The organism is Plantibacter sp. ME-Dv--P-122b, assembly GCF_030209375.1.
Lineage (GTDB): Bacteria > Actinomycetota > Actinomycetes > Actinomycetales > Microbacteriaceae > Plantibacter.
Genome location: NZ_JARVSC010000003.1, coordinates 188907 through 209544, shown reverse-complemented (window position 1 = coordinate 209544; position 20638 = coordinate 188907). Strand labels below are relative to the sequence as shown.

17 protein-coding genes are annotated in these 20638 nt (G+C 69.5%); 13 read left to right on the top strand and 4 right to left on the bottom strand.

From position 1 onward, the window contains the following. Positions 1–41 precede the first annotated feature (41 nt). The 8 genes from QRN19_RS05760 (at position 42) to prfA (ending at position 10934) form a co-directional block, all read left to right on the top strand. Entirely contained in the window at positions 42–1712 is a 1671-nt protein-coding gene (locus QRN19_RS05760; RefSeq protein WP_285025797.1) for an arginine--tRNA ligase, read from the top strand. Between the two features lie 118 nt (positions 1713–1830). Then, complete coding sequence (locus tag QRN19_RS05755; RefSeq protein WP_285025796.1) at positions 1831–2412, top strand: hypothetical protein; 582 nt, start codon at positions 1831–1833, stop codon at positions 2410–2412. Positions 2413–2449: 37 nt separating this feature from the next. After that, a complete protein-coding gene (locus tag QRN19_RS05750) occupies positions 2450–3217 on the top strand; it encodes an LmeA family phospholipid-binding protein (RefSeq protein WP_285025795.1) in 768 nt (255 codons plus the stop codon). Between the two features lie 322 nt (positions 3218–3539). After that, positions 3540–4946 carry a diaminopimelate decarboxylase gene (lysA, locus tag QRN19_RS05745; protein WP_285025794.1) on the top strand — a complete coding sequence of 469 codons (1407 nt, stop codon included), beginning with the start codon at positions 3540–3542 and terminating at the stop codon, positions 4944–4946. Further along, entirely contained in the window at positions 4943–6262 is a 1320-nt protein-coding gene (locus QRN19_RS05740; RefSeq protein ID WP_285025793.1) for a homoserine dehydrogenase, read from the top strand. The genes lysA and QRN19_RS05740 overlap by 4 nt, the downstream gene beginning before the upstream one ends. A gap of 65 nt (positions 6263–6327) precedes the next feature. Then, positions 6328–7284 (top strand): homoserine kinase, encoded by a 957-nt coding sequence (gene thrB / locus QRN19_RS05735; RefSeq protein WP_285025792.1) that lies wholly within the window; start codon positions 6328–6330, stop codon positions 7282–7284. 232 nt (positions 7285–7516) lie between these two features. Continuing rightward, positions 7517–9745 carry a transcription termination factor Rho gene (gene rho, locus QRN19_RS05730; RefSeq protein WP_285025791.1) on the top strand — a complete coding sequence of 743 codons (2229 nt, stop codon included), beginning with the start codon at positions 7517–7519 and terminating at the stop codon, positions 9743–9745. 109 nt (positions 9746–9854) lie between these two features. Beyond that, the gene (prfA, locus tag QRN19_RS05725) at positions 9855–10934 is read left to right on the top strand and encodes a peptide chain release factor 1 (protein WP_071262434.1); all 1080 of its coding nucleotides are present in this window, start codon (positions 9855–9857) and stop codon (positions 10932–10934) included. 65 nt (positions 10935–10999) lie between these two features. Here the strand turns inward: prfA and QRN19_RS05720 are convergent, their stop codons facing one another. The 3 genes from QRN19_RS05720 to cysK form a co-directional block, all read right to left on the bottom strand. Then, complete coding sequence (locus QRN19_RS05720; protein WP_285025790.1) at positions 11000–12556, bottom strand: ABC-F family ATP-binding cassette domain-containing protein; 1557 nt, start codon at positions 12554–12556, stop codon at positions 11000–11002. Between the two features lie 91 nt (positions 12557–12647). Then, entirely contained in the window at positions 12648–13214 is a 567-nt protein-coding gene (epsC, locus tag QRN19_RS05715; RefSeq protein ID WP_285025789.1) for a serine O-acetyltransferase EpsC, read from the bottom strand. A 9-nt stretch (positions 13215–13223) separates the two neighbouring features. After that, positions 13224–14162, bottom strand: coding sequence for a cysteine synthase A (gene cysK, locus QRN19_RS05710; RefSeq protein WP_285025788.1), 939 nt, complete (start codon positions 14160–14162; stop codon positions 13224–13226). 163 nt (positions 14163–14325) lie between these two features. Here cysK and prmC point away from each other — a divergent pair, with 163 nt between their 5' ends. Beyond that, entirely contained in the window at positions 14326–15234 is a 909-nt protein-coding gene (gene prmC, locus QRN19_RS05705) for a peptide chain release factor N(5)-glutamine methyltransferase (RefSeq protein WP_285025787.1), read from the top strand. 6 nt (positions 15235–15240) lie between these two features. Here prmC and QRN19_RS05700 read toward each other — a convergent pair whose 3' ends face one another. Further along, entirely contained in the window at positions 15241–15879 is a 639-nt protein-coding gene (locus QRN19_RS05700) for an HAD-IA family hydrolase (RefSeq protein ID WP_285025786.1), read from the bottom strand. Between the two features lie 125 nt (positions 15880–16004). Here QRN19_RS05700 and QRN19_RS05695 point away from each other — a divergent pair, with 125 nt between their 5' ends. The 4 genes from QRN19_RS05695 to QRN19_RS05680 are packed head-to-tail and all read left to right on the top strand — an operon-like array spanning position 16005 to position 20592. Continuing rightward, complete coding sequence (locus QRN19_RS05695; RefSeq protein WP_285025785.1) at positions 16005–16802, top strand: glycosyltransferase family 2 protein; 798 nt, start codon at positions 16005–16007, stop codon at positions 16800–16802. Continuing rightward, entirely contained in the window at positions 16799–17776 is a 978-nt protein-coding gene (locus tag QRN19_RS05690) for an NAD-dependent epimerase/dehydratase family protein (RefSeq protein WP_285025784.1), read from the top strand. The genes QRN19_RS05695 and QRN19_RS05690 overlap by 4 nt, the downstream gene beginning before the upstream one ends. Before the next feature lie 12 nt (positions 17777–17788). Continuing rightward, complete coding sequence (locus QRN19_RS05685) at positions 17789–19609, top strand: polysaccharide biosynthesis protein (RefSeq protein WP_285025783.1); 1821 nt, start codon at positions 17789–17791, stop codon at positions 19607–19609. Then, positions 19606–20592: an MraY family glycosyltransferase gene (locus QRN19_RS05680; RefSeq protein ID WP_285025782.1), complete on the top strand. Its 987-nt coding sequence runs from the start codon at positions 19606–19608 to the stop codon at positions 20590–20592. Before QRN19_RS05685 ends, QRN19_RS05680 begins: the two co-directional genes overlap by 4 nt. Positions 20593–20638 lie beyond the last annotated feature (46 nt).

The following is a 20638-nucleotide window of genomic DNA, read 5'->3' as shown; positions in this document are numbered from 1 at the left end:
CCGTGTCGCCGGTGCGACGCGCCCGGGTAGAATCGCTCCTCGTGACTCCTGAAGACCTCGCCTCCGCCCTGCACGCCATCGTCGTTCCGATCGTCGAACGACGACGCGAGGCGGCGGGCATCACCGACGAGGTCGCGGTGTCGGTCGACGACGTGGTGCTGGAGCGTCCGAAGAACCGCGATCACGGCGACTGGGCCTGCAACATCGCGATGAAGCTCGCGAAGCGGGTGGGGTCGAACCCGCGCGAGCTCGCGCAGGAGTTCGCCGATGCGCTCGTGCAGGTCGACGGTGTCGCCTCGGTCGAGGTCGCCGGTCCCGGGTTCATCAACGTGCGTCTCGACGCGGCTGCCGCGGGTGCGCTCGCGAAGGTGATCGTCGACGCCGGCGACGCGTTCGGCCGCAACGACAGCCTCGCCGGTCAGACCATCAACATCGAGTTCGTCTCGGCCAACCCGACCGGACCGCTCCACATCGGCCACACGCGTTGGGCCGCGCTCGGCGACTCGCTGGCCCGCGTGCTGAGCGCGTCCGGCGCGACGCTCGTCAGCGAGTACTACATCAACGACGCCGGCAACCAGATGGACACCTTCGCGGACTCCATCCTCGCCGCGGCCAAGGGGGAGCCGACGCCCGAGGGTGGCTACCCCGGGGCGTACATCGGTGACCTCGCGAAGACCGTGCTGGCCGAGATCCCCGACCTCCTCGAGCGCCCGGACGCCCGTGAGGTCGCGCGCGAACGCGCCTACGCCCTGCAGCTCGGTGAGATCCGCGCGTCCCTCGAGCGCTTCAACGTGCACTTCGACGTCTGGTTCAGCGAGCGCACCCTGCACGCGACGGGGGAGGACGGCACGAGCCTCATCGACCAGGCCGTGGACCGGTTGCGCGAGCAGGGGCACGTGTTCGACGAGGAGGGCGCCGTCTGGGTGCGCACGACGGACTTCGGCGACGACAAGAACCGCGTCATCCGTCGCTCCAACGGGGTCTACACCTACTTCGCCGCCGACGCCGCGTACTACCTGAACAAGGGCGACCGCGGCTTCCAGCACAAGATCTACCTGCTCGGCGCCGACCACCACGGGTACGTCCACCGGTTGAAGGCGCTCGCGGGTGCGGCCGGAGACGACCCGGACCGCGACATCGAGGTGCTCATCGGGCAGCTGGTGAGCGTGAACGGCGCCCGACTCTCCAAGCGGGCCGGCAACATCATCGAGCTGGACGACCTGCAGGCCTGGATCGGGACGGATGCCCTGCGGTACTCGCTCGGACGCTACCCGGCCGATTCGCCGTTGGCCCTCGACCCCGAGCAGCTCCGCAGCCGGACGAACGACAACCCCGTCTTCTACGTCCAGTACGCGCACGCCCGCACGAACTCGGTGGCCCGCAACGCCGCCTCGGCCGGTGTCGACCGCAGCGCCTTCGCACCGGAGCTGCTCGTCCACGAGACGGAGTCGGCGCTCCTCGGCGTCCTCCAGGAGTTCCCCCGGATCGTCGCGCAGGCCGCGCAGCTGCGCGAGCCGCACCGCGTCGCCCGGCACCTGGAGGAGACCGCGAGCCTGTACCACAAGTGGTACGACAGCTGCCGGGTCGTCCCGATGGGGGAGGAGCCGGTCACCGACCTGCACCGCACGCGCCTCTGGCTGAACGACGCGACCGGCACCGTCATCCGCAACGGCTTGGCGCTCCTCGGCGTCTCCGCGCCGGAGCGCATGTAGCTCCGCCGCAGCAAAAGATCCGCGCGGGCGCGGGACGGTTCCTCGGGAGCGGTCCTGTGCTCGCGGCGATCTCCGGTGTGCGCTGTCCGAGCGGCGAGTCCTTCGGTAGCGTGACAGGATGCGCAGCCTCACGTCCCGCCCGTCCCTCGTCGTCGTCGTGATCGCGGCGGCCCTGTCGCTCTCCGGCTGTGTCGGCCAGGGCTCGGGCGTTCCCGGCACCGCGACGCCGAGCACGACCTCCGCGTCGGCCGTAGACCTCCGAGCATTCGCACCATTCGGGACGGAAGGGTCCGGCGTCTCGATCCGCCTGCAGTTCCCCGACGGCCTGCACGCCGGCAGCGTCGGCACCATGGACTACCTCCAGAACATCGTCTCGCCTCCGGTGCAGTGCGCGCCGTTCGAGATCGAGCTCGAGGAGGTGGGCACGAGCACGCTGCAGATCGACGGGGCACTCTCCGTCGTCGTCCGGGGCGAGGGCGGGAAGGCGGTCGCGCCGGCGTTCGTCATCCCCGGTGACCCGGTTCGTGCGGCGTTCACCTCTCCGGACGTCCTGACGAAGAGTTCCCTGGAGGACTCGAACCTCACCGAGCTGGAAGGGTTCACGCTGGCGGCCTTGTACCCCACCTCGGCTGCCGACTGGGAGCGATTCAGCGGCAGGGTGCTCGACATGCCGGAGGTCGAGCTCGACCAGGCCTGCTGACAGGTCCAAGGAGACGACGGTTCGCTACCCTCGGAACATGAGTGAGCAGCAACCGTCGGGTAAGCGCAGGCGTCCGTGGCTTCCGATCGTCATCGTCGTCGGGGTACTCATCGTCCTCGTCGGCGCGTTCCTGATCGCCGACACGATCGTGCGCGGCGTCGCCGAGGAGCGCGTCGCGACGCAGATCGAGCAGAGCCTGCCGGACAACGTCGACGCGGACGTCGCCGTGTCGATCGGCGGTGCCTCGGTCATCGCCCAGTACCTCACCGGAACGTTCGAGCACGTCGACCTGCGTGCACCGGATGCGAGCGTCGACGGCGTCCCGCTGGACCTCCGGGTCAGCGCGGACCGGGTGCCCCTCGACCCGGAGCAGACCATCGGTCGGGTGGTGGCGACCATCAGGATCGATGCTGCCGGCGCGGCGGACCTCGCCAAGACGGCCAGGCTCCCGGGCACGCTCACCCTCGGCGACGACGAGATCGGGTACGCGGGTGAGGCGACCGTCCTCGGGTTCACCATCCCGTACGACTTCTCCGTGGCGCCGACCACCACGGCCGACCGCGTGAACCTCATGCCGACGTCCGTGAACGTCGACACCGGCCTCCTCGGCGTGATCGACCTGCGAGCCCTCGTGACCGGGTTCCTGCAGGGCGACCCGCCGAGCATCTGCGTCGCGCAGTACCTGCCGGAGGGGGTCGACCTCGATGGACTCGCGGTGACGCCGGAGGCCGCGACCGCCACCCTGACGTCGACGACGCTCCGCCTCGACGAGGCGTCGCTGCAGACGCTCGGCAGCTGCGACTGACCCTCGTCCCTCCACCCGGTGGGTAGGGGAGCGGCCCACCCGGCGTCACGATGCTGCACGGGCACGCGCGTCTCGCTAGACTTTCCACACACCCACTGCTCCGACCGGGCGGTGAGGTGTGCCGTCGGGCCCTCCGGCCCGTGTTCCACCACAGTCGTTCCAACCGAGCGACGATGGGTGCGGACGACCGGGATCACCAACCACCGGGTCGTGCGCATCCACCTTCATCGGTGCTCTGCAAATCGGTGCTTCAGGGGCCAAACCGGGTCCGCTCGCCCAACGAGAACCTCCTTTTCCGCTCAACAGGACTCAGGACACCCCCGTGGCCAGAAACCCCCTCGCCCCCGACTGGCTCGCCGAGCCCGTCGATCCGAACGCGCTCGATCCGGCCGTGTGGCCCGCCTCGGCCGCCCGCGACACCGACGGCCTCCTGCAGCTCGGCGGCGTCGACGTCCGCACGCTCCGGGAACGCTTCGGCACGCCGCTCTACGTCGTCGACGAGGACGACGCCCGTGCCCGCGCCCGCACGCTGAGAGAGGCGTTCGAGCGTGAGGCGGCCGCCCGCGGTACGAGTGTCGCCGTCTACTACGCGGGGAAGGCGTTCCTCTCCGCCGAGGTCGCGCGCTGGATGACCGCGGAGGGCCTCCGCATCGACATCTGCAGCGGCGGAGAGCTCGCCGTCGCACTCGCCGCCGGAACCGATCCGGCCCAACTGGGCTTCCATGGCAACAACAAGTCGGTCGCGGAGATCGAGCGAGCCGTGGGTGTCGGGATCGGTGCCATCGTGCTCGACAGCCTCTCCGAGATCGACCGCGTCGCCGCGGCGGCCGAGCGTGCCGGGCGGGTCCAGTCCGTGCGCCTGCGCGTGAACAGCGGTGTCCACGCCCATACGCACGAGTACCTCGCGACCGCCCACGAGGACCAGAAGTTCGGCCTGCCGCTCGAGGACGCCGTCGACGCCGTCGCGCGCATCCGGGCCAACGCCTCGCTCGACTTCCTTGGACTCCACTGCCACATCGGCTCGCAGATCTTCGGGTCCGACGGGTTCGCCGAATCCGCCGCCCGCCTGCTCGCCGTGCACGCCCGCCTGCTCGAGGGCGGCCCCGTGCCCGAGCTCAACCTCGGTGGTGGCTTCGGCATCGCCTACACCAGCGCCGACGACCCGACGCCGATCGAGCAGCTCGCGGCGGACATCCTCGCAGGAGTCCAGGCCGCTGCAGACCTCCACGGCGTCCCGATCCCGAAGCTCGCCTTCGAACCGGGACGCGCGATCATCGGCGGAGCCGGCATCACGCTCTACGAGGTCGGCACGATCAAGGACGTCGTGGTCGCTTGGAACGACGAGGGCGAGACCGCCGTCCGTCGCTACGTGAGCGTCGACGGCGGGATGAGCGACAACGCCCGCCCGTCGCTGTACGGCGCGGACTACACGGTCCGGATCGCCGATCGCGTGAGCGACGCGTCCCCCGCGCTCGTCCGGATCGCCGGCAAGCATTGCGAGTCGGGCGACATCGTCGTGAACGCCGACTACCTGCCGTCGGACGTCCGCGACGGCGACCTCCTGGCCGTCCCCGCGACCGGGGCGTACTGCTGGTCCCTCGCGAGCAACTACAACTACCTCGGTCGCCCGGCCGTCGTCGCCGTGTCGGGTGGCGCGGCCCGCGTCATCGTGCGGGGCGAGACCGAACACGACCTCCTCAGCCGCGATGCGGGATTGGACACGGAATGATCGAATACCGCGGACTGAAAGTCGCCCTGCTGGGTGCCGGCTCGGTGGGCTCCCAGGTGGCGCGTCTACTGCTCGAGCACGCCGACGAACTGGCGTCCCGCGCCGGGGCGAGTCTCGAGCTCATCGGCATCGCCGTGCGCGACGTCGACGCGCCTCGCGACGTCGACCTGCCGAAGGAGCTGTACACGACCGATGCCGAGCAGCTCATCCTGAGCGCCGACATCGTGATCGAGCTCATCGGCGGCATCGAGCCGGCGCGCAGCCACATCCTGCAGGCCATCAACGCCGGTGCCGACATCGTCACCGCCAACAAGGCGCTGCTCGCGACGCACGGCCCCGAACTGTTCGACGCCGCTGAGCAGGTCGGCGCCCAGCTGTACTACGAGGCGGCCGTCGCTGCAGCGATCCCGATCATCCGGCCCCTGCGGGAGAGCCTCGCGGGCGACCGCATCAACCGGGTGCTCGGTATCGTCAACGGCAGCACGAACTACATGCTCGACCGGATGGACCGTTTCGGCGACACGATGGAGGACGCGGCAGCCGTCGCGAGCGAGCTCGGGTACCTCGAGGCCGACCCCACCCTCGACGTCGAGGGCTACGACGCGGCGCAGAAGGCGACCATCCTGGCGAGCCTGGCCTTCCACACCACCGTCCCCGTCGAGGCCGTCCACCGTGAGGGCATCACCGGGATCACGAAGGCGCAGGTCGACCTCGCCCGCAGCGAGGGCTACGTCATCAAGCTGCTCGCGATCGCGGAGCGGATCGTCGACGAGACCACCGGCGAGGAGGGCCTGTCCGCCCGCGTGTACCCGGCGCTCATCGGTCGTGAGCACCCGCTCGCCGCGGTGCACGGCGGCAACAACGCCGTCTTCGTGGAGGCCGAGAACGCCGGGAGCCTGATGTTCTACGGCGCCGGCGCCGGTGGCAAGGAGACCGCCTCCGCGGTGCTCGGCGACCTCGTCTCGGCGGCCCGCCGCCACGTCGCCGGCGGTCCCGGTGTCGGCGAGTCCACGCACGCCGACCTGCCGGTCCTCGAGATCGGCCGCGTCACGACGCGGTACCAGGTCACCCTTGAGGTGGCCGACGAACCCGGCGTGCTCGCCGCGGTCGCGGGGATCCTCAGCGACGGCGGCGTCTCGGTCGAGACGTTCCAGCAGTCCGTGGCCTCCTCGGACGGGACGCTGTCGACCGCTACCCTGGTCATCGGCACCCACCGGGCGCTCGAATCGGCCCTCGCGGCCACCGTCGAGCAGTTCGCCTCGAACGCCCACGTCGAGCGGGTCGTGTCCGTGCTCCGGGTCGAAGGAGCCGAGTAGGTGCCGAACCGCACGACCACCGACCGCGTCGCTCGCCGACCTCTCACCAGATTGCAGGCATCCCTATGAGTCACACCGAACCGCTTGCGATCGGACGCACCGTCACCGTGAAGGTGCCGGCGACCACCGCCAACCTCGGCCCCGGCTTCGACACGCTCGGTCTCGCGCTCGCCCTGTACGACGAGCTGACCGTCACGGTCCGCGAGGAGCCCGGGGTGTTCGTCGAGGTCATCGGTGTCGGCGCCGGCGAGGTGCCGACCGATGCGTCGAACCTCGTGATCACCGCGATCGCCCATGCCCTTCGGGCTTACGGCCACGACCTTCCGGGTCTCGACGTCGTCGCGCGGAACGTCATCCCGCACGGCCGCGGCCTCGGTTCCTCGGGTGCGGCGATCGTCTCCGGCATCATGGCGGCGAAGGGGCTGCTCGAGGGAGAGGTCGAACTCGGACCCGACGACCTCCTCCGGCTCGCGACGGAGATGGAGGGACACCCCGACAACGTGGCCCCCGCACTCTTCGGCGGCCTGACGATCGCGTGGACCACCGACGCCGGGCCGCAGCACAAGAAGCTCATCGTGCACCGCGGGGTGTCGCCGCTCGTGCTCGTCCCCGAGCACACGATGTCCACGGAACTCGCCCGCAGCCTGCAGCCGGCCAACGTGCCGCACGCCGACGCCGCGTTCAACGTCTCGCGTTCGGCGCTCCTTGTCGCCGCGCTCACGCAGAGCCCGGAGCTCCTGCTCGCGGCCACCGAGGACCGGCTCCACCAGAGCTACCGCGCCGCCGCGATGCCCGAGACGAACGCCCTCATCACGATGCTGCGTGAGCACGGGTTCGCCGCCGTCGTCTCCGGCGCCGGTCCGTCCATCCTCGTCCTCGCTGACGATCCCGGACGCCGTCTCGAAGCCACGGCGTTGGTCGCCGAGCACGCCGCCACCCCGTGGCAGTCGCTCATGCTCGCGGTCGACTTCAAGGGTGCTACAGTGGGAGGGCACCCGGCCCACCCCGCCTCTTCGGCGTAACCGGCTTCCGGGGCAATTCCGCACAATCATCGCTTTCGCACCAATTGATCGCGTCTGTTCGGGTCCCACCGTGTTTCCATCCTGCTGAGCAGCGCTCCGCCGGGTCGTCGCACCGGGCTATCCGCACAGGCTCTGCGTCGTGTGAACATCACCCACCCGCCGCACAGGATTCCGGTGCGATCGCCGCCTGCGCGAGACAGCTCTGTCTCGACGCAAGGGAAGGAAGACACACGTGACAGACGTCAACGAAGGCGCCTCAGGCGTCTCGCTGGATGCCGACCCGAAGACGCTCAAGGTCGCCGACCTGCAGCGTCTCGCCGCCGCTCTCGGAGTGGCCGGAGCCTCGAAGCTCCGCAAGGGCGAGCTGGTCGAAGCCATCCAGACCATCCAGAACAGCACCGACACCGACACCGACGCCGCGGCCACCGAGACCGCCGACGTCATCGAGTCGGTCTCCGCGCTCGAAGTCGCGCCGGAGGCACCGGTGCAGTCCAAGCTGCCCGAGCTCGACCTCGCCCTCGACCAGGCCTTCGGTGCCGAGAAGGCGGCCCCGCCGGCGCGACGCAAGTCCCGCCGGGCCACGACGGCCACCGTCGCCCCGAACGCCACCCCGATCGTCGGCGCCCCCGTCGTCGAGGCACCGGCTGCGCCGGCCGCCGCTCCCGCCCTGGTCGAGGAACCATCCGCTCCGGCCGACGCGGCTCCCGCCGAGCAGTCCGACGACGCCGCCGCGACCGCCGAGCCGCAGCAGGCCGACGAGACGACCCCCGAGCAGACGCCGAGGCGTTCACGCGGCAACCGCCGTGGGCGCGGACGCGATCGCGACCGCAACGCCGACGACGCCGAGCAGAACACGGCTGAGCAGGGCACCGGCGAGCAGGCCGGCGGCGAGCAGAACCGCGCCGCACAGCACGCCTCCGAGCAGGACTCGAACGACGACGCCGCGAACACGGACGCCGACGACACCCAGGACGGCGAGCAGCAGGACGGCCAGTCCTCCGGCGGACGTCGTGGTCGTGGCCGAGGCCGCAACCAGAACAACGGTGGCCAGAACAACGGCAACCAGAACAACGGCAACCAGAACAACGGCGGCCAGAACGCCGACGCCGGTCAGAAGGCCGACGCCAAGCAGGAGCAGCAGGGGCAGAACCGCGGCAACCAGGGCGGTCAGGGCAACCAGGGCGCACCGGGCGACGAGTCCGAGGGTCGTGGCGGCCGCAGCCGTTACCGCGACCGCAAGCGTCGCGGATCCGTGCAGAACGACGACGTCGAGCCCGAGATCGCCGAGGACGACGTCCTCATCCCGGTCGCCGGCATCCTCGACGTCCTCGACAACTACGCGTTCGTGCGCACCTCCGGTTACCTCCCGGGCACCAACGACGTCTACGTCTCCCTCGGCCAGGTGAAGAAGTACCACCTGCGCAAGGGCGACGCCGTCGTCGGCGCCATCCGTCAGCCGCGCGACAACGACAGCAGCAGCCGCCAGAAGTACAACGCGATCGTCAAGGTCGACTCCGTCAACGGCCTGTCCGTCGACGAGGCCGGCGCCCGCGTCGAGTTCGGCAAGCTGACTCCGCTGTACCCGCAGGAGCGCCTCCGTCTCGAGACGGAGCAGACGAAGCTCACGCAGCGCATCATCGACCTCGTCGCACCGATCGGCAAGGGCCAGCGCGGCCTGATCGTCGCTCCGCCGAAGGCCGGGAAGACCATCGTCCTGCAGCAGATCGCCAACGCGATCTCGATCAACAACCCTGAGGTCCACCTCATGGTCGTGCTGGTCGACGAGCGTCCCGAAGAGGTCACCGACATGCAGCGCACGGTAAAGGGTGAGGTCATCGCCTCCACCTTCGACCGTCCGGCCGAGGACCACACGACGGTCGCCGAACTCGCGATCGAGCGCGCCAAGCGTCTCGTCGAGCTCGGCCACGACGTCGTCGTGCTGCTCGACTCGATCACGCGTCTCGGTCGTGCCTACAACCTGGCCGCACCCGCCTCGGGTCGGATCCTCTCCGGTGGTGTCGACGCTGCGGCGCTCTACCCGCCGAAGCGCTTCTTCGGTGCCGCTCGCAACATCGAGAACGGCGGATCGCTCACGATCCTCGCGACCGCGCTCGTCGAGACCGGTTCCAAGATGGACGAGGTCATCTTCGAGGAGTTCAAGGGCACCGGCAACTCGGAGCTCCGGCTCTCGCGCCAGCTCGCCGACAAGCGGATCTTCCCGGCCGTGGACGTCAACGCGTCCTCGACCCGCCGCGAGGAGATGCTGCTCGCCCCCGACGAGGTCAAGGTCACCTGGAAGCTGCGTCGTGCCCTCGCCGGCCTCGACCAGCAGCAGGCCCTCGAGGTCGTCCTCGGCAAGCTGAAGGAGACCACGTCCAACGTGGAGTTCCTCGTCCAGATGCAGAAGTCGATGCCCGCACCGACCTCGCACAGCCACGGACACGAGAACAACCACCGCTAGCGGTCCCGACCGACCCCATCCGCATCCGCGCCGCACCGGCGTCGGGAACGGGTGGGGTCGGTCCTGTTTCGCCCCCGGTGCCGCATGATGGTGATGAAGGAAGAGAACGATGTTCGAATCAGTTGAGACGCTCGTCGCCGAGCACAAGGATCTCCAGGACCAGCTCGCCGACCCGGCGGTCCACGCCGACCCCGCACGGTCGAAGAAGATCAACCGCCGCTACGCCGAGCTGTCGAAGATCATCGCGGCCTACCACACCTGGCAGGCGACGCAGGAGGACCTCGACGCCGCTCGGGAACTCGCCAAGGAGGACGAGGCGTTCGCCGAGGAGGTGCCGGTGCTCGAAGAGCTGCTGGTGACCAACCAGGAGAAACTCCGCCGTCTGCTCATCCCGCGCGACCCCGACGACGGCCGCGACGTCATCATGGAGATCAAGGGTGGCGAGGGCGGCGCGGAGAGCGCCCTCTTCGCCGCCGACCTGCTCCGGATGTACCTGCACTACGCGGAGTCCAAGGGGTGGAAGACCGAGCTCCTCGAACGCACCGAGAGCGACCTCGGCGGCTACAAGGACGTCCAGGTGGCGATCAAGTCGAACGCGACCGACCCGTCGCAGGGGGTCTGGGCGCACCTCAAGTACGAGGGCGGCGTGCACCGTGTGCAGCGTGTGCCGGCCACAGAGTCCCAGGGCCGCATCCACACCTCCACCACGGGTGTCCTCGTCTTCCCCGAGGTCGATGAGCCGGAGGAGGTCGAGATCAGCCAGAACGACCTGAAGATCGACGTCTACCGGTCGAGCGGCCCCGGTGGTCAGTCGGTCAACACGACCGACTCGGCGGTGCGTATCACCCACCTGCCGACCGGCATCGTGGTGTCGATGCAGAACGAGAAGAGCCAGCTGCAGAACCGTGAGGCCGGTATGCGCGTGCTCCGCGCCCGCATCCTCGCGCGTCAGCAGGAGGAGCAGGCGGCACTCGACAGCGCGGCCCGCAAGACGCAGATCCGCACCATGGACCGCTCCGAGCGCATCCGCACGTACAACTTCCCCGAGAACCGCATCGCCGATCACCGGACCGGATACAAGGCGTACAACCTCGACGGCGTCATGAACGGCGCGCTCGGGCCGATCATCGAATCGGCGATCACCGCCGACGAGGAGGCTCGCCTGGCCGACATCGGCGACCAGGACTAGGACTCGAGAGCGCAGTCGTGGTCGTCATCCCGCTCGGATGACGACCACGACTGCGCTTTCGTCGTTCAGCCGATGCGCAGTCGCTTCGTCGCGACCTTGTCGGCGAAGAACCGGTCGTGGCTGACCACGACGATGGCGCCGGGGAAGTGCACGAGTGCGCGCTCCATGACCTGCGTGCTCGCGAGGTCCAGGTGGTTCGTCGGCTCGTCGAGGAGGAGTACCGACGCCCCGGAGAGCAGGCACTGGGCCATGGCGACGCGGGCGCGCTGCCCACCCGAGAGCATGCCGATCTTCTGCTTGAGGTCGGCGTCCGAGAATTGGAACATGCCGAGGAAGCGGTTCACCGACTTCTTCGTCGCCGCGAAGGCGAGGCTGTCGGGCATGGCACCGACGGCATGGGCCACCGTGTCGGTGAGGTCCAGCTCGTCGACCATCTGGTTGTAGGACGCGTATCGGACCCCGCCGGTCCAGGTGACGTGACCGGCGTCGGGGCGTTCGTCGCCCTCGAGGATTCGGAGGAAGGTGGACTTGCCCGCACCGTTCGGCCCGTGGACGACGATGCGTTCCCGGCGGCCGATCTCCAGGTCGAGCCCGTCGAACAGTGTGTGCTCGCCGTAGGCCTTCGTGAGCCCCTGGATCCGGCAGAGCGTGTCCTTGATGTGCAGACCGCCGTAGATGTCGGTGATGATGTCGTCGACCGGACGTGGTGGCCTGGCCTTCTTGATCTTCGCCAGCTGTGAGGAGAGGTCCTTCTTCCCGGCGGCCTTCGCCGCCTCGCGACGGTCCGAGATGCCCTCCGCCTCGAAGGCGAGCAGTTCGGACTCGTGGACGAACTGCGCCTCGAGGCTCTTGAGCCGGAACTGCTTCTGGACGACGTACTCGTCGAAGCTGCCGGGGTACTCGTGGAGGTGGAAGTTCTCGACCTCGACGATGCGGGTGACCACGGCGTCGAGGAAGGTCCGGTCGTGCGAGACGACGATGGCCGCGCCGCGGAACGAGCCGAACCAGGATTCGAGCCACTCGACCCCCGCGACGTCGAGGAAGTTCGTCGGCTCGTCGAGCAGCAGGACGTCCGGGCGCTCGAGGAGGATCTTCGCGAGCGCCGCGCGGTTGCGCCAACCACCGGAGAGCGAGTCGATGGGGAGCACCCGGCGCGCGGCGTCGAAGCCGAGCGTGGTGAGGGCGGTGTCGATGTGGCGCTGGTAGTCCCAGCCGTCCTGGCGCTCCATCTCCTCGAAGAGCTCGGCCTGCCGTTCGATGAGCTTCGTCATCCCGTCGAGGTCGTTCGGGTCCGCGGCGATCGCGGCGTCGATGGATGCGAGTTCGGCCTCGATGGCGTGGATGTGACCGAAGAGTCCTTCGAGGACCTCCGTGATCGTGGCGCTGCCGTCGAGCTCAGAGAACTGGGAGAAGTACCCGATCCGCGTTCCGTCCTCGATGCTCACCGTGCCCGAGTCCGGCTGGAGCTGGTCGAGGGCGAGCTTCAGGAGGGTGGACTTGCCGGAGCCGTTCCGACCGATGAGCCCGACCCGGTCGCCTGGCTCGAGCCGGAAGAAGACGTCGCGGAGCACCGGGCGTTCCTCGAACCGGACGGTGACGTCGTGCAGGCGGATGAGACTCATGGGGACCTCTCGAGGAACGGGGATGCGGGTGGGATGCGGGGATCGTCGTCCGGGGGAGGCGTGGACGACGATTCGCCTCACCTCGCGCGGATCAGATGTGGTACTCGGGATCGAGCAACGCGAGTCCGTGCGTGCCGCTCCCGCGCGGGCGCTCGACCGCCGGGACGCCGAGCAGCAGGCTGCGGGGTGGGCACGCCTTGGTGACGACGGCGTTCGCACCGACGATGGTGCCGGGACCGATCGAGATGGGCCCGAGGATCTTCGCCCCGGCGCCGACGGCGACCCCGTCACCGATGGTCGGGTGGCGCTTGCCGACGCCGCGGCTCTTCCCGCCGAGGGTCACGCCGTGGAAGATCATGACGTCGTCGCCCACCTCGGCCGTCTCGCCGATGACGACGCCCATGCCGTGGTCGATGAAGAACCGTCTGCCGATCCGGGCGCCGGGATGGATCTCGACCCCGGTGAGGAACCGGGTGAACTGCGAGCCGAACCGGGCGAGGGTGCGGAAGCCGCGCCGCCACAGTCGATGGTGCAGCCGGTACGCCCAGACGGCGTGCAGCCCGGAGTAACTGAGTGCAATCTCGATGGTGCCGCGGGCCGCCGGATCGTGTGCGCGTGCGGCACCGATGTCCTCGCGGACCCGCGACAGCATTCCCATGCGTCGAGCCTAGTCGCGCAGGTCGTCGTACATCGTCGTCGACAGGTAGCGCTCGCCCGCGTCGGGGATGATGACGACGATGGTCTTGCCGGTCATCTCAGGACGGCGTCCGACCTCGAGGGCGGCCCACACCGCGGCGCCGGAGGACATGCCGCCGATGATGCCGTCGTCGGTCGCGAGGCGTCGTGCGGTCGCGTAGGCGGTGTCGGTCTCGACCGGGATGATCTCGCTGAACAAGGACGTGTCGAGGATGTCGGGCACGAAGTTCGGGCCGATGCCCTGGATCTTGTGTCCGCCGGCGCGACCCTCGCTGAGCAGTGGGGAGTCCGCCGGCTCCACGGCGATGATCTGCACGTCGGGGTTGTGTTCGCGGAGCCAGCTGCCGACGCCGGTGATCGTCCCGCCCGTCCCGATGCCCGCGACGAACGCGTCGACCGTGCCGGCGGTGTCCTCCCAGATCTCGGGTGCGGTCGTCCGCCGGTGGATGGCGGGGTTCGCCTCGTTCTCGAACTGCCTGACCCAGACGGCGCCGGGGTTCTCGGCGACGATGCGGTGGGCCTCCTGCACGGCGTTCGCCATCCCCTTCGTCGGGTCGGTGAGGACGAGCTCGGCACCGTAGGCACGGAGCAGGGTGCGACGTTCCTTGCTCATCGAGGCCGGCATGGTGAGGATGACCCGGTAGCCACGCGCGGCGCCCACGAGGGCGAGCGCGATGCCCGTGTTCCCGCTCGTCGACTCGACGATGGTGCCTCCCGGCTGTAGCTGACCCGAGGCCTCCGCAGCGTCGACGAGCGCGATGCCCAGGCGGTCCTTGACGCTCGACCCCGGGTTGTAGAACTCCAGCTTCGCCAGGATGGTGGCGCCGACGCCCTCGGCGATGCGGTTCAGGCGGACGAGCGGGGTGCGGCCGTAGGCCTGGGTGATGTCGGTGTAGACGGTGCCGGTCACGGTGTTCCTCTTCCTCGAACGGGGCTCGGTTCAGCCTACGACCTGGTCGGACGACGGTGTCCCGTGTGACGACGAGGGTTGCCGGCCCGCGGCCGCACCGAGGCGGTGGGGTAGGCTCGGTGCGGCCCATCCGACCCGGCCGCCCCAGATGATGACCTCGCTCATGCCCAGCACCCCTTCCGCCGCCGCCGCAGACAACCCGTCCGCCGGCCACCCTGCGACGGTCGAACTCGCGCGTCAACACGCCGTGGAGATCCTCACCCGCGCAGCCGTGCCGTCACCCGACGTCGACGCGGAGCTCCTCCTCGGACACGTGCTCGGCCTCGGTCGCGGGGCTGTACAGGCCGCGGCGATCACCGGTCGCGTGCTCGACGCCGAGGAGCGCACGGTGTTCGCCGAGCTGGTCGAGCGACGCGCCGCGCGAGAACCGCTGCAGCACATCACGGGTCGCGCCGCGTTCCGTTCGATGGAACTCGCGGTCGGACCAGGTGTCTTCGTCCCGCGCCCCGAGACCGAGTCGGTCGTGCAGTTCGCGATCGACGCGCTCCGAGCCGTGCCGATCCCTCGGCCCATCGGGGTCGACCTCGGCACCGGCAGTGGAGCGATCGCGCTGGCGATGGCGACCGAGGTCCCCAACGCGGCGATCTACGCGACCGAGAACTCCGTCGAGGCGTTCATCTGGGCGAGGCGGAACTTCGCCGAGTCCCTTGCTGACAACGCCACCGTCGTCTTCGAGCACCTCGCCGACGCCTTCCACGAGCTCGACGGCTCGGTGGACGTCGTGATCTCCAACCCCCCGTACGTCCCGGACGACGCGATCCCGCGCGATCCCGAGGTGCGTCTCCACGACCCCTCGGCCGCGCTGTACGGCGGCCCGGACGGTCTCGACGTGGTGCGCCAGGTGTCCGTCACCGCGCAGCGACTGCTCCACCGGGGCGGCACGCTCATCATCGAGCACGGCGAACTCCAGGGGCAGGCCATCCGCGAGCTACTCACGGCCGACGGCTGGCACGCGGCCGCGACACACCGCGACCTCACCACCCGCGACCGCACCACCATCGCGATCCGCTGACCGGTGTCAGGGCGTGGCCGCCACGAAGGCGTCGACGGCTGCGTCGAGTCCCGCGACGTCGAAGGCGCCTGAGGCGTCCTTCGTCAGCTGGAACGCGTGCATCCCGACGGCTTCGGCACCCGCGCAGTTCGCCGCGGAGTCGTCGATGAGCATGGTGCGGCCAGGTGCGACGCCGTACCGGCTGAGCGCCCGGGTGTAGACACGGGGCTCGGGTTTCTCCGCTCCGAGGACGGCGGACACGAGGTCATTCTCGCCGAGGAGGGCTGCGGCTTCGGGGGCCAGCTGTGCGAAGGAGTCCCGGAACGGGATCGGATTGTTCGACAGCAGGGAGACCGTCCCGAGCGTCGAGGCACGGGCGAGGGTGGCCAGGACGCCGGGAACCGGGGTCATCGCCGCCGCACGGGCCTCGCGCCACTCCTCGAGGGACAGCGGGTAGCCGGTGACCTCGGCGAACACCGCCAGATAGTCGTCGCTCGTCGGGTACTCGCCGATGTTGGCCGCGGCCTCGTGGCCGCCGACCCACCACTGCTTCGCGAGCCGGTACTGGCTCACGCCCGTCAACCGGGAGAGCGCCGGGAGGCGTTTCCGGAAGTCGTAGTCGTACAGGGTCTTGTCGCAGTCGAAGAAGAACACACGCTCTGGCACCACTCCAGTATGCGGCCCCGGGCTCCCAGGACCGGACGCGGGCAGCACGTAGACTGACCAGGCGCGTCGGGCCCACGTCCGTCGTGCCTCGGCGGTGCCGTCCCCGCCGCCGGAGAGGGTGAACCGTGGACCGTCCTGTGACCGCCTGCATCGTCATGTACCGGAACGATCGCGACAAGCTGCGTGCGGCCATCGACTCGACCCTCGGCAGCCCGCTCGTCGAGACGCTCTACCTCGTCGACAACTCGCCGACGGACGAGCTCCGCGACCTCGCGGACGACCCGCGGATCGAATACCTGCACAACCCGTCGAACCCCGGCTTCGGTGCCGCACACAATCTCGCGATCGCGAAGGTCCTCGGGCGCTCGAAGTTCCACATGGTGGTCAACCCGGACGTGTACTTCGAGCCGGAGGCGATCGAGGAGCTCCACGAGTTCATGCTCGAGCACCCCGAGGTCGGACACGTCATGCCGAAGGTGCTGTACCCCGACGGCTCCCTCCAGTACCTGGTGAAGCGCAACCCCTCCGTCTTCGACCTCTTCGCCCGCCGGTTCCTGCCCGGTCCGCTGAAACCGCTCGTCGCGAAACGCATGGCGAGGTACGAATACCGCGACATCGACGAGAACCCGGCGCACGACTACAGCAAGACGATGTTCGACGTGCCCTACCTCTCGGGCTGCTTCATGTTCCTCCGGACCTCGACCCTGCACCGCGTCGGCTTCTTCGACGAGCGGATCTTCATGTACATCGAGGACGCCGACCTCACCCGACGCTTTCTCCAGGTGTCCCGGACCGCGTACTACCCGGGGGCGACGATCCACCATCACTTCGCGAAGGGCTCGCACCACAACCGGAAGCTGATGTGGTACTCGATCCAGGGGGCGTTCGTGTACTTCCGCACGTGGGGATGGTTCGGACGATGAGCCGAGTGCTCGTGACCGGTGCGACCGGCTTCATCGGGACGAACCTCGTCCCCGTCCTCGAGGCGGCCGGCCACGAGGTCGTGCCGTTCTCGTTGCGCGGGTGGACGGGGGAGGCCTTCCCCGCGGACCTCGACGTCGTGGTGAACCTCGCCGGGAAGGCGCACGACCTCGACGGCACCGCTTCTCCCGAGGTGTACCGCCGGATCAACACCGACCTCGCCGAACGCGCGTACGTCGCCTTCCTGGCGTCGGACGCCACCACCTTCATCCAGCTGAGCAGCGTCGCCGCGGTGAACGAGGCGACGGTCGACGGCGTCCTCGACGAGTCCGCCGAGCCCCACCCGGTGACCCCGTACGGGAAGTCGAAGCTCGCGGCCGAGCGGCTCCTGCTCGCCGTCGAGCCCCCTGCCGGTCGCCGGACGATCGTCCTCCGTCCGACGATGGTGCACGGGCCGGGGGACAAGGGCAACCTGCGCCTCCTGTTCGGTCTGCTGTCCCGTGGCATCCCGTACCCGCTCGACGCCTTCCGCAACGAGCGCAGCTTCGTGTCGATCCAGAACCTCACGTGGGCGATCACGAGCATCATCGACACGCCCGCCGTCACGACGGGTGTCTACCTCGTCGCCGACGACGAGCCCGTGTCGACGGGGCACCTCGTCACCCTCATCGCCGAGGTCACCGGTCGCCGGGTCCGTCGCCTGGCGCTCCCACCGGCCCTCGTGCGGTTGGCGGCAGCCGTCGGCGATCGCGTCCCCGCCGTGCCGCTCAACTCCGGGCGTCTCGCGAAGCTCACCGAGGACTACCGCGTCTCCGGTGCCCGACTGCTCGGTGCACTCGGGCACGAGCGCATGCCGACGGCGACGGACGACGGTCTCCGGTCCTCGATCGCCGCCCTCGCCGCGGAGCGCGGTGCACCCGGCCCCGACGCCGACGCGCAGTCCGTGCGCAGCCAACGCGAAGCCGGCGATCGGTAGGATCGACACGTTATGACCTCCACGCTCCCAGACGCCCCCCGTAGATGGACGCAGGCGCCCGGTCCTCGTTTCGCCGCGAAGACCGCCCTCGACGCACTGTGCTGGGTGCTCGCCATCGTGGTCGCCCAGCTCGTCCGGTTCGAGCTCGAGTACGAGCGCGTGGCCCTCGTGGGGACGGTCCTCCTGTGCGTCATCGCCGTGGTCGCCCAGCTCGTCGTGGCCTACCTGTGGAGCTACTACCACGGCCTGCACAGCTTCGGCAGCTTCTACGAGGCGAAACAGCTCATCGTCGTCGCCCTGATCGTCACCGCGATCCTCATCGCGGTCAACGCCGTCTTCGGCGTCGCGTGGGGGGTTCCACGGTCCACCACGGTGATCGCGTTCCCGTTCGCGATCGTCTTCATGGGCATCACGCGCTACGTCAAGCGACTCTTCGTCGACAGCCGCAGCCGGCCCATCGAGGCGCAGCGCGTCCTCGTCTACGGAGCCGGTGCGCTGGGGATGTCGATCATCCCTCGGCTCATGCGCGACCCGCAGTCGCCCTACCTCCCGGTGGGCGTGATCGACGACGACCCCTCGAAGCGCAACTTCCGCATCGCCTCCGTCGCCGTGGTCGGCACGGGAGCAGACCTGGTGGCGGCCGTCAAGCGCACCGGGGCGCAGGCCCTCATCATCAGCATCGCGGACGTCGACAACGACTTCATCCGGCAGGTCAGCGAGCGAGCCGACGAGGCGAAGCTTCGGGTGCTCGTCGTCCCTCCCATCGACACGATGCTCGCTCCCGGGACGGCTGAGAGCGCGCCGAGCCTGCGCGACCTCAACGTCGAGGACTTCATCGGCCGCAACACCGTCGACCTGCAGGTCGAGAGCATCGCGGGGTACCTCACCGGCAAGCGTGTGCTCGTCACCGGTGCCGGCGGATCCATCGGCTCCGAGATCGCCCGCCAGGTCAACCAGTTCGGTCCGGCTGAGCTCGTCCTGCTCGACCGCGACGAGACGGGACTCCACACCACGCAGCTCTCGATCTCGGGACACGGTCTGCTCGACACCAAGGAGGTCGTGCTCGCCGACATCCGCGACCTCCCCTCGCTCATGGAGATCTTCGAGGACCGACGCCCCGACGTCGTGTTCCACGCGGCAGCGCTGAAGCACGCTCCGATGCTCGAGCAGTACCCCGACGAAGCCTGGAAGAACAACGTCCTCGGCACCCTGAACGTCCTCAACGCGGCGCGGGCCGTGGGTGTCGGCACCTTCGTCAACATCTCGACCGACAAGGCCGCGAACCCGACGACCGTCCTCGGTTACAGCAAGCGCATCGCCGAGAAGCTCACCGCCTGGATGAGCGCCCAGGAGACCGACGCACGGTACCTCTCGGTCCGGTTCGGCAACGTCATCGGCAGCCGCGGGTCCGCCATCCCGGCGTTCACCGCCCAGATCGAGGCCGGCGGTCCGGTCACGGTCACGCACCCCGACGTCACCCGCTTCTTCATGACGATCCCCGAAGCGTCGAAGCTCGTCATCCAGGCCGGCGCGATCGGCGACCCGGGCGAGGTCCTCATCCTCGACATGGGCCGTCCGGTCCGCATCCTCGACGTCGCCAAGCGCATGATCGCCGCGTCCGGCAAGGATGTCGAGATCGTGTACACCGGTCTCCGCCACGGCGAGAAGCTGCACGAGGTCCTCATCGACACCGACGAGATCGCCGACCGCTCGAAGCACCCGAAGGTCTCGCACACGCGGATCCAGCCGCTCGACCCGGCACTGCTCGACATCGACGTCTGGCGGGAGACGATCGCCGACGAGGGCGCCGGCACCCACCACCTGGTGCAATGACGACTGCCATCCTGGCGGGCGTGCTCGCGCTCGTCGTGAGCCTGCTGTCCCAGCTCGCTATCCGCCCGATCCTCATCCGCCGGGCGGTCGTCGACACCCCGAACCACCGGTCCATGCACGCCACGCCGACGATCCGCGGGGGCGGGATCGGCGTCGCCGTCGCGGTCGCCGTCGGTCTCGGAACAGCCGCGGTCCTGCTCCACAGCCTGCCGCTCTGGATCGTCGCCGCCGTGTCGGTCGTGAACGCGGCCATCGGCGCCGTGGAGGACGTCCGCGGACTCCCCGTGCGCGTGCGCTTCGGATTGCAGGTCGTCCTCGGACTCGTGGCGACCTGGGTGCTCGTCGTCTCGATGGCCGCGAGTTTCTGGTGGATCCCGCTCGGGATCGTGGCGCTCGTCGCCTACACGAACATCGCGAACTTCATGGACGGCGTCAACGGCATCTCCTCGATGCACGGCACGGTCGTCGGCGGGTTCTACGCCGGTCTGGGTGCCGTGGCCGGACTCCCGGGCGTCACGGCCGCCGGCCTCGTCGTCGCGGCCGCGTTCCTCGGGTTCCTGCCGTGGAACCTCGCTCGGCGCCGGATGTTCCTGGGCGACGTCGGCAGCTACCTCCTCGGTGGCTCCCTCGTCGCGGTCGCCATCTCCGCGGCCTTCAGCGGCATCTCCTTCGTCGCGCTGATCGGCCCGGTCCTCGTGTACGTCGCCGACACCGGCACGACGATCATCGCGCGCTGGCGGCGGGGGGAGCCGCTGCACGAGGCGCATCGCAGCCACGTGTACCAGCGTCTCGCCGCCGGCGGACTCGGTCACCTCGGGTCCACCGCCGTCGTGAGCGTCGCGACCCTCGCCACCGGGCTCCTCGGGGTGGTCGTGGCGACGGGCGCCTGGCCGTTCCAGGCCCTCGCCGTCCTCGGCATCCTGATCGTCCTCGCTGTCTACCTCTGCCTGCCCAGACTGCTCGGAAGACGCCCGAGGCTATGATTGAGCGTCGTCACCCCGATCATCCGGCCGACTGATCACCGATCGG

What these genes read in the sequence shown, in the direction of transcription:
- thrB (WP_285025792.1), top strand. Translation starts at nt 6,328, where the DNA reads ATGAGTCACACCGAACCGCTTGCGATCGGACGCACCGTCACCGTGAAG.
- prfA (WP_071262434.1), top strand. Translation starts at nt 9,855, where the DNA reads ATGTTCGAATCAGTTGAGACGCTCGTCGCCGAGCACAAGGATCTCCAG.
- QRN19_RS05680 (WP_285025782.1), top strand. Translation starts at nt 19,606, where the DNA reads ATGACGACTGCCATCCTGGCGGGCGTGCTCGCGCTCGTCGTGAGCCTG.
- prmC (WP_285025787.1), top strand. Translation starts at nt 14,326, where the DNA reads ATGCCCAGCACCCCTTCCGCCGCCGCCGCAGACAACCCGTCCGCCGGC.
- QRN19_RS05690 (WP_285025784.1), top strand. Translation starts at nt 16,799, where the DNA reads ATGAGCCGAGTGCTCGTGACCGGTGCGACCGGCTTCATCGGGACGAAC.
- QRN19_RS05740 (WP_285025793.1), top strand. Translation starts at nt 4,943, where the DNA reads ATGATCGAATACCGCGGACTGAAAGTCGCCCTGCTGGGTGCCGGCTCG.
- QRN19_RS05720 (WP_285025790.1), bottom strand. Translation starts at nt 12,556, where the DNA reads ATGAGTCTCATCCGCCTGCACGACGTCACCGTCCGGTTCGAGGAACGC.
- epsC (WP_285025789.1), bottom strand. Translation starts at nt 13,214, where the DNA reads ATGGGAATGCTGTCGCGGGTCCGCGAGGACATCGGTGCCGCACGCGCA.
- QRN19_RS05685 (WP_285025783.1), top strand. Translation starts at nt 17,789, where the DNA reads ATGACCTCCACGCTCCCAGACGCCCCCCGTAGATGGACGCAGGCGCCC.
- QRN19_RS05755 (WP_285025796.1), top strand. Translation starts at nt 1,831, where the DNA reads ATGCGCAGCCTCACGTCCCGCCCGTCCCTCGTCGTCGTCGTGATCGCG.
- QRN19_RS05750 (WP_285025795.1), top strand. Translation starts at nt 2,450, where the DNA reads ATGAGTGAGCAGCAACCGTCGGGTAAGCGCAGGCGTCCGTGGCTTCCG.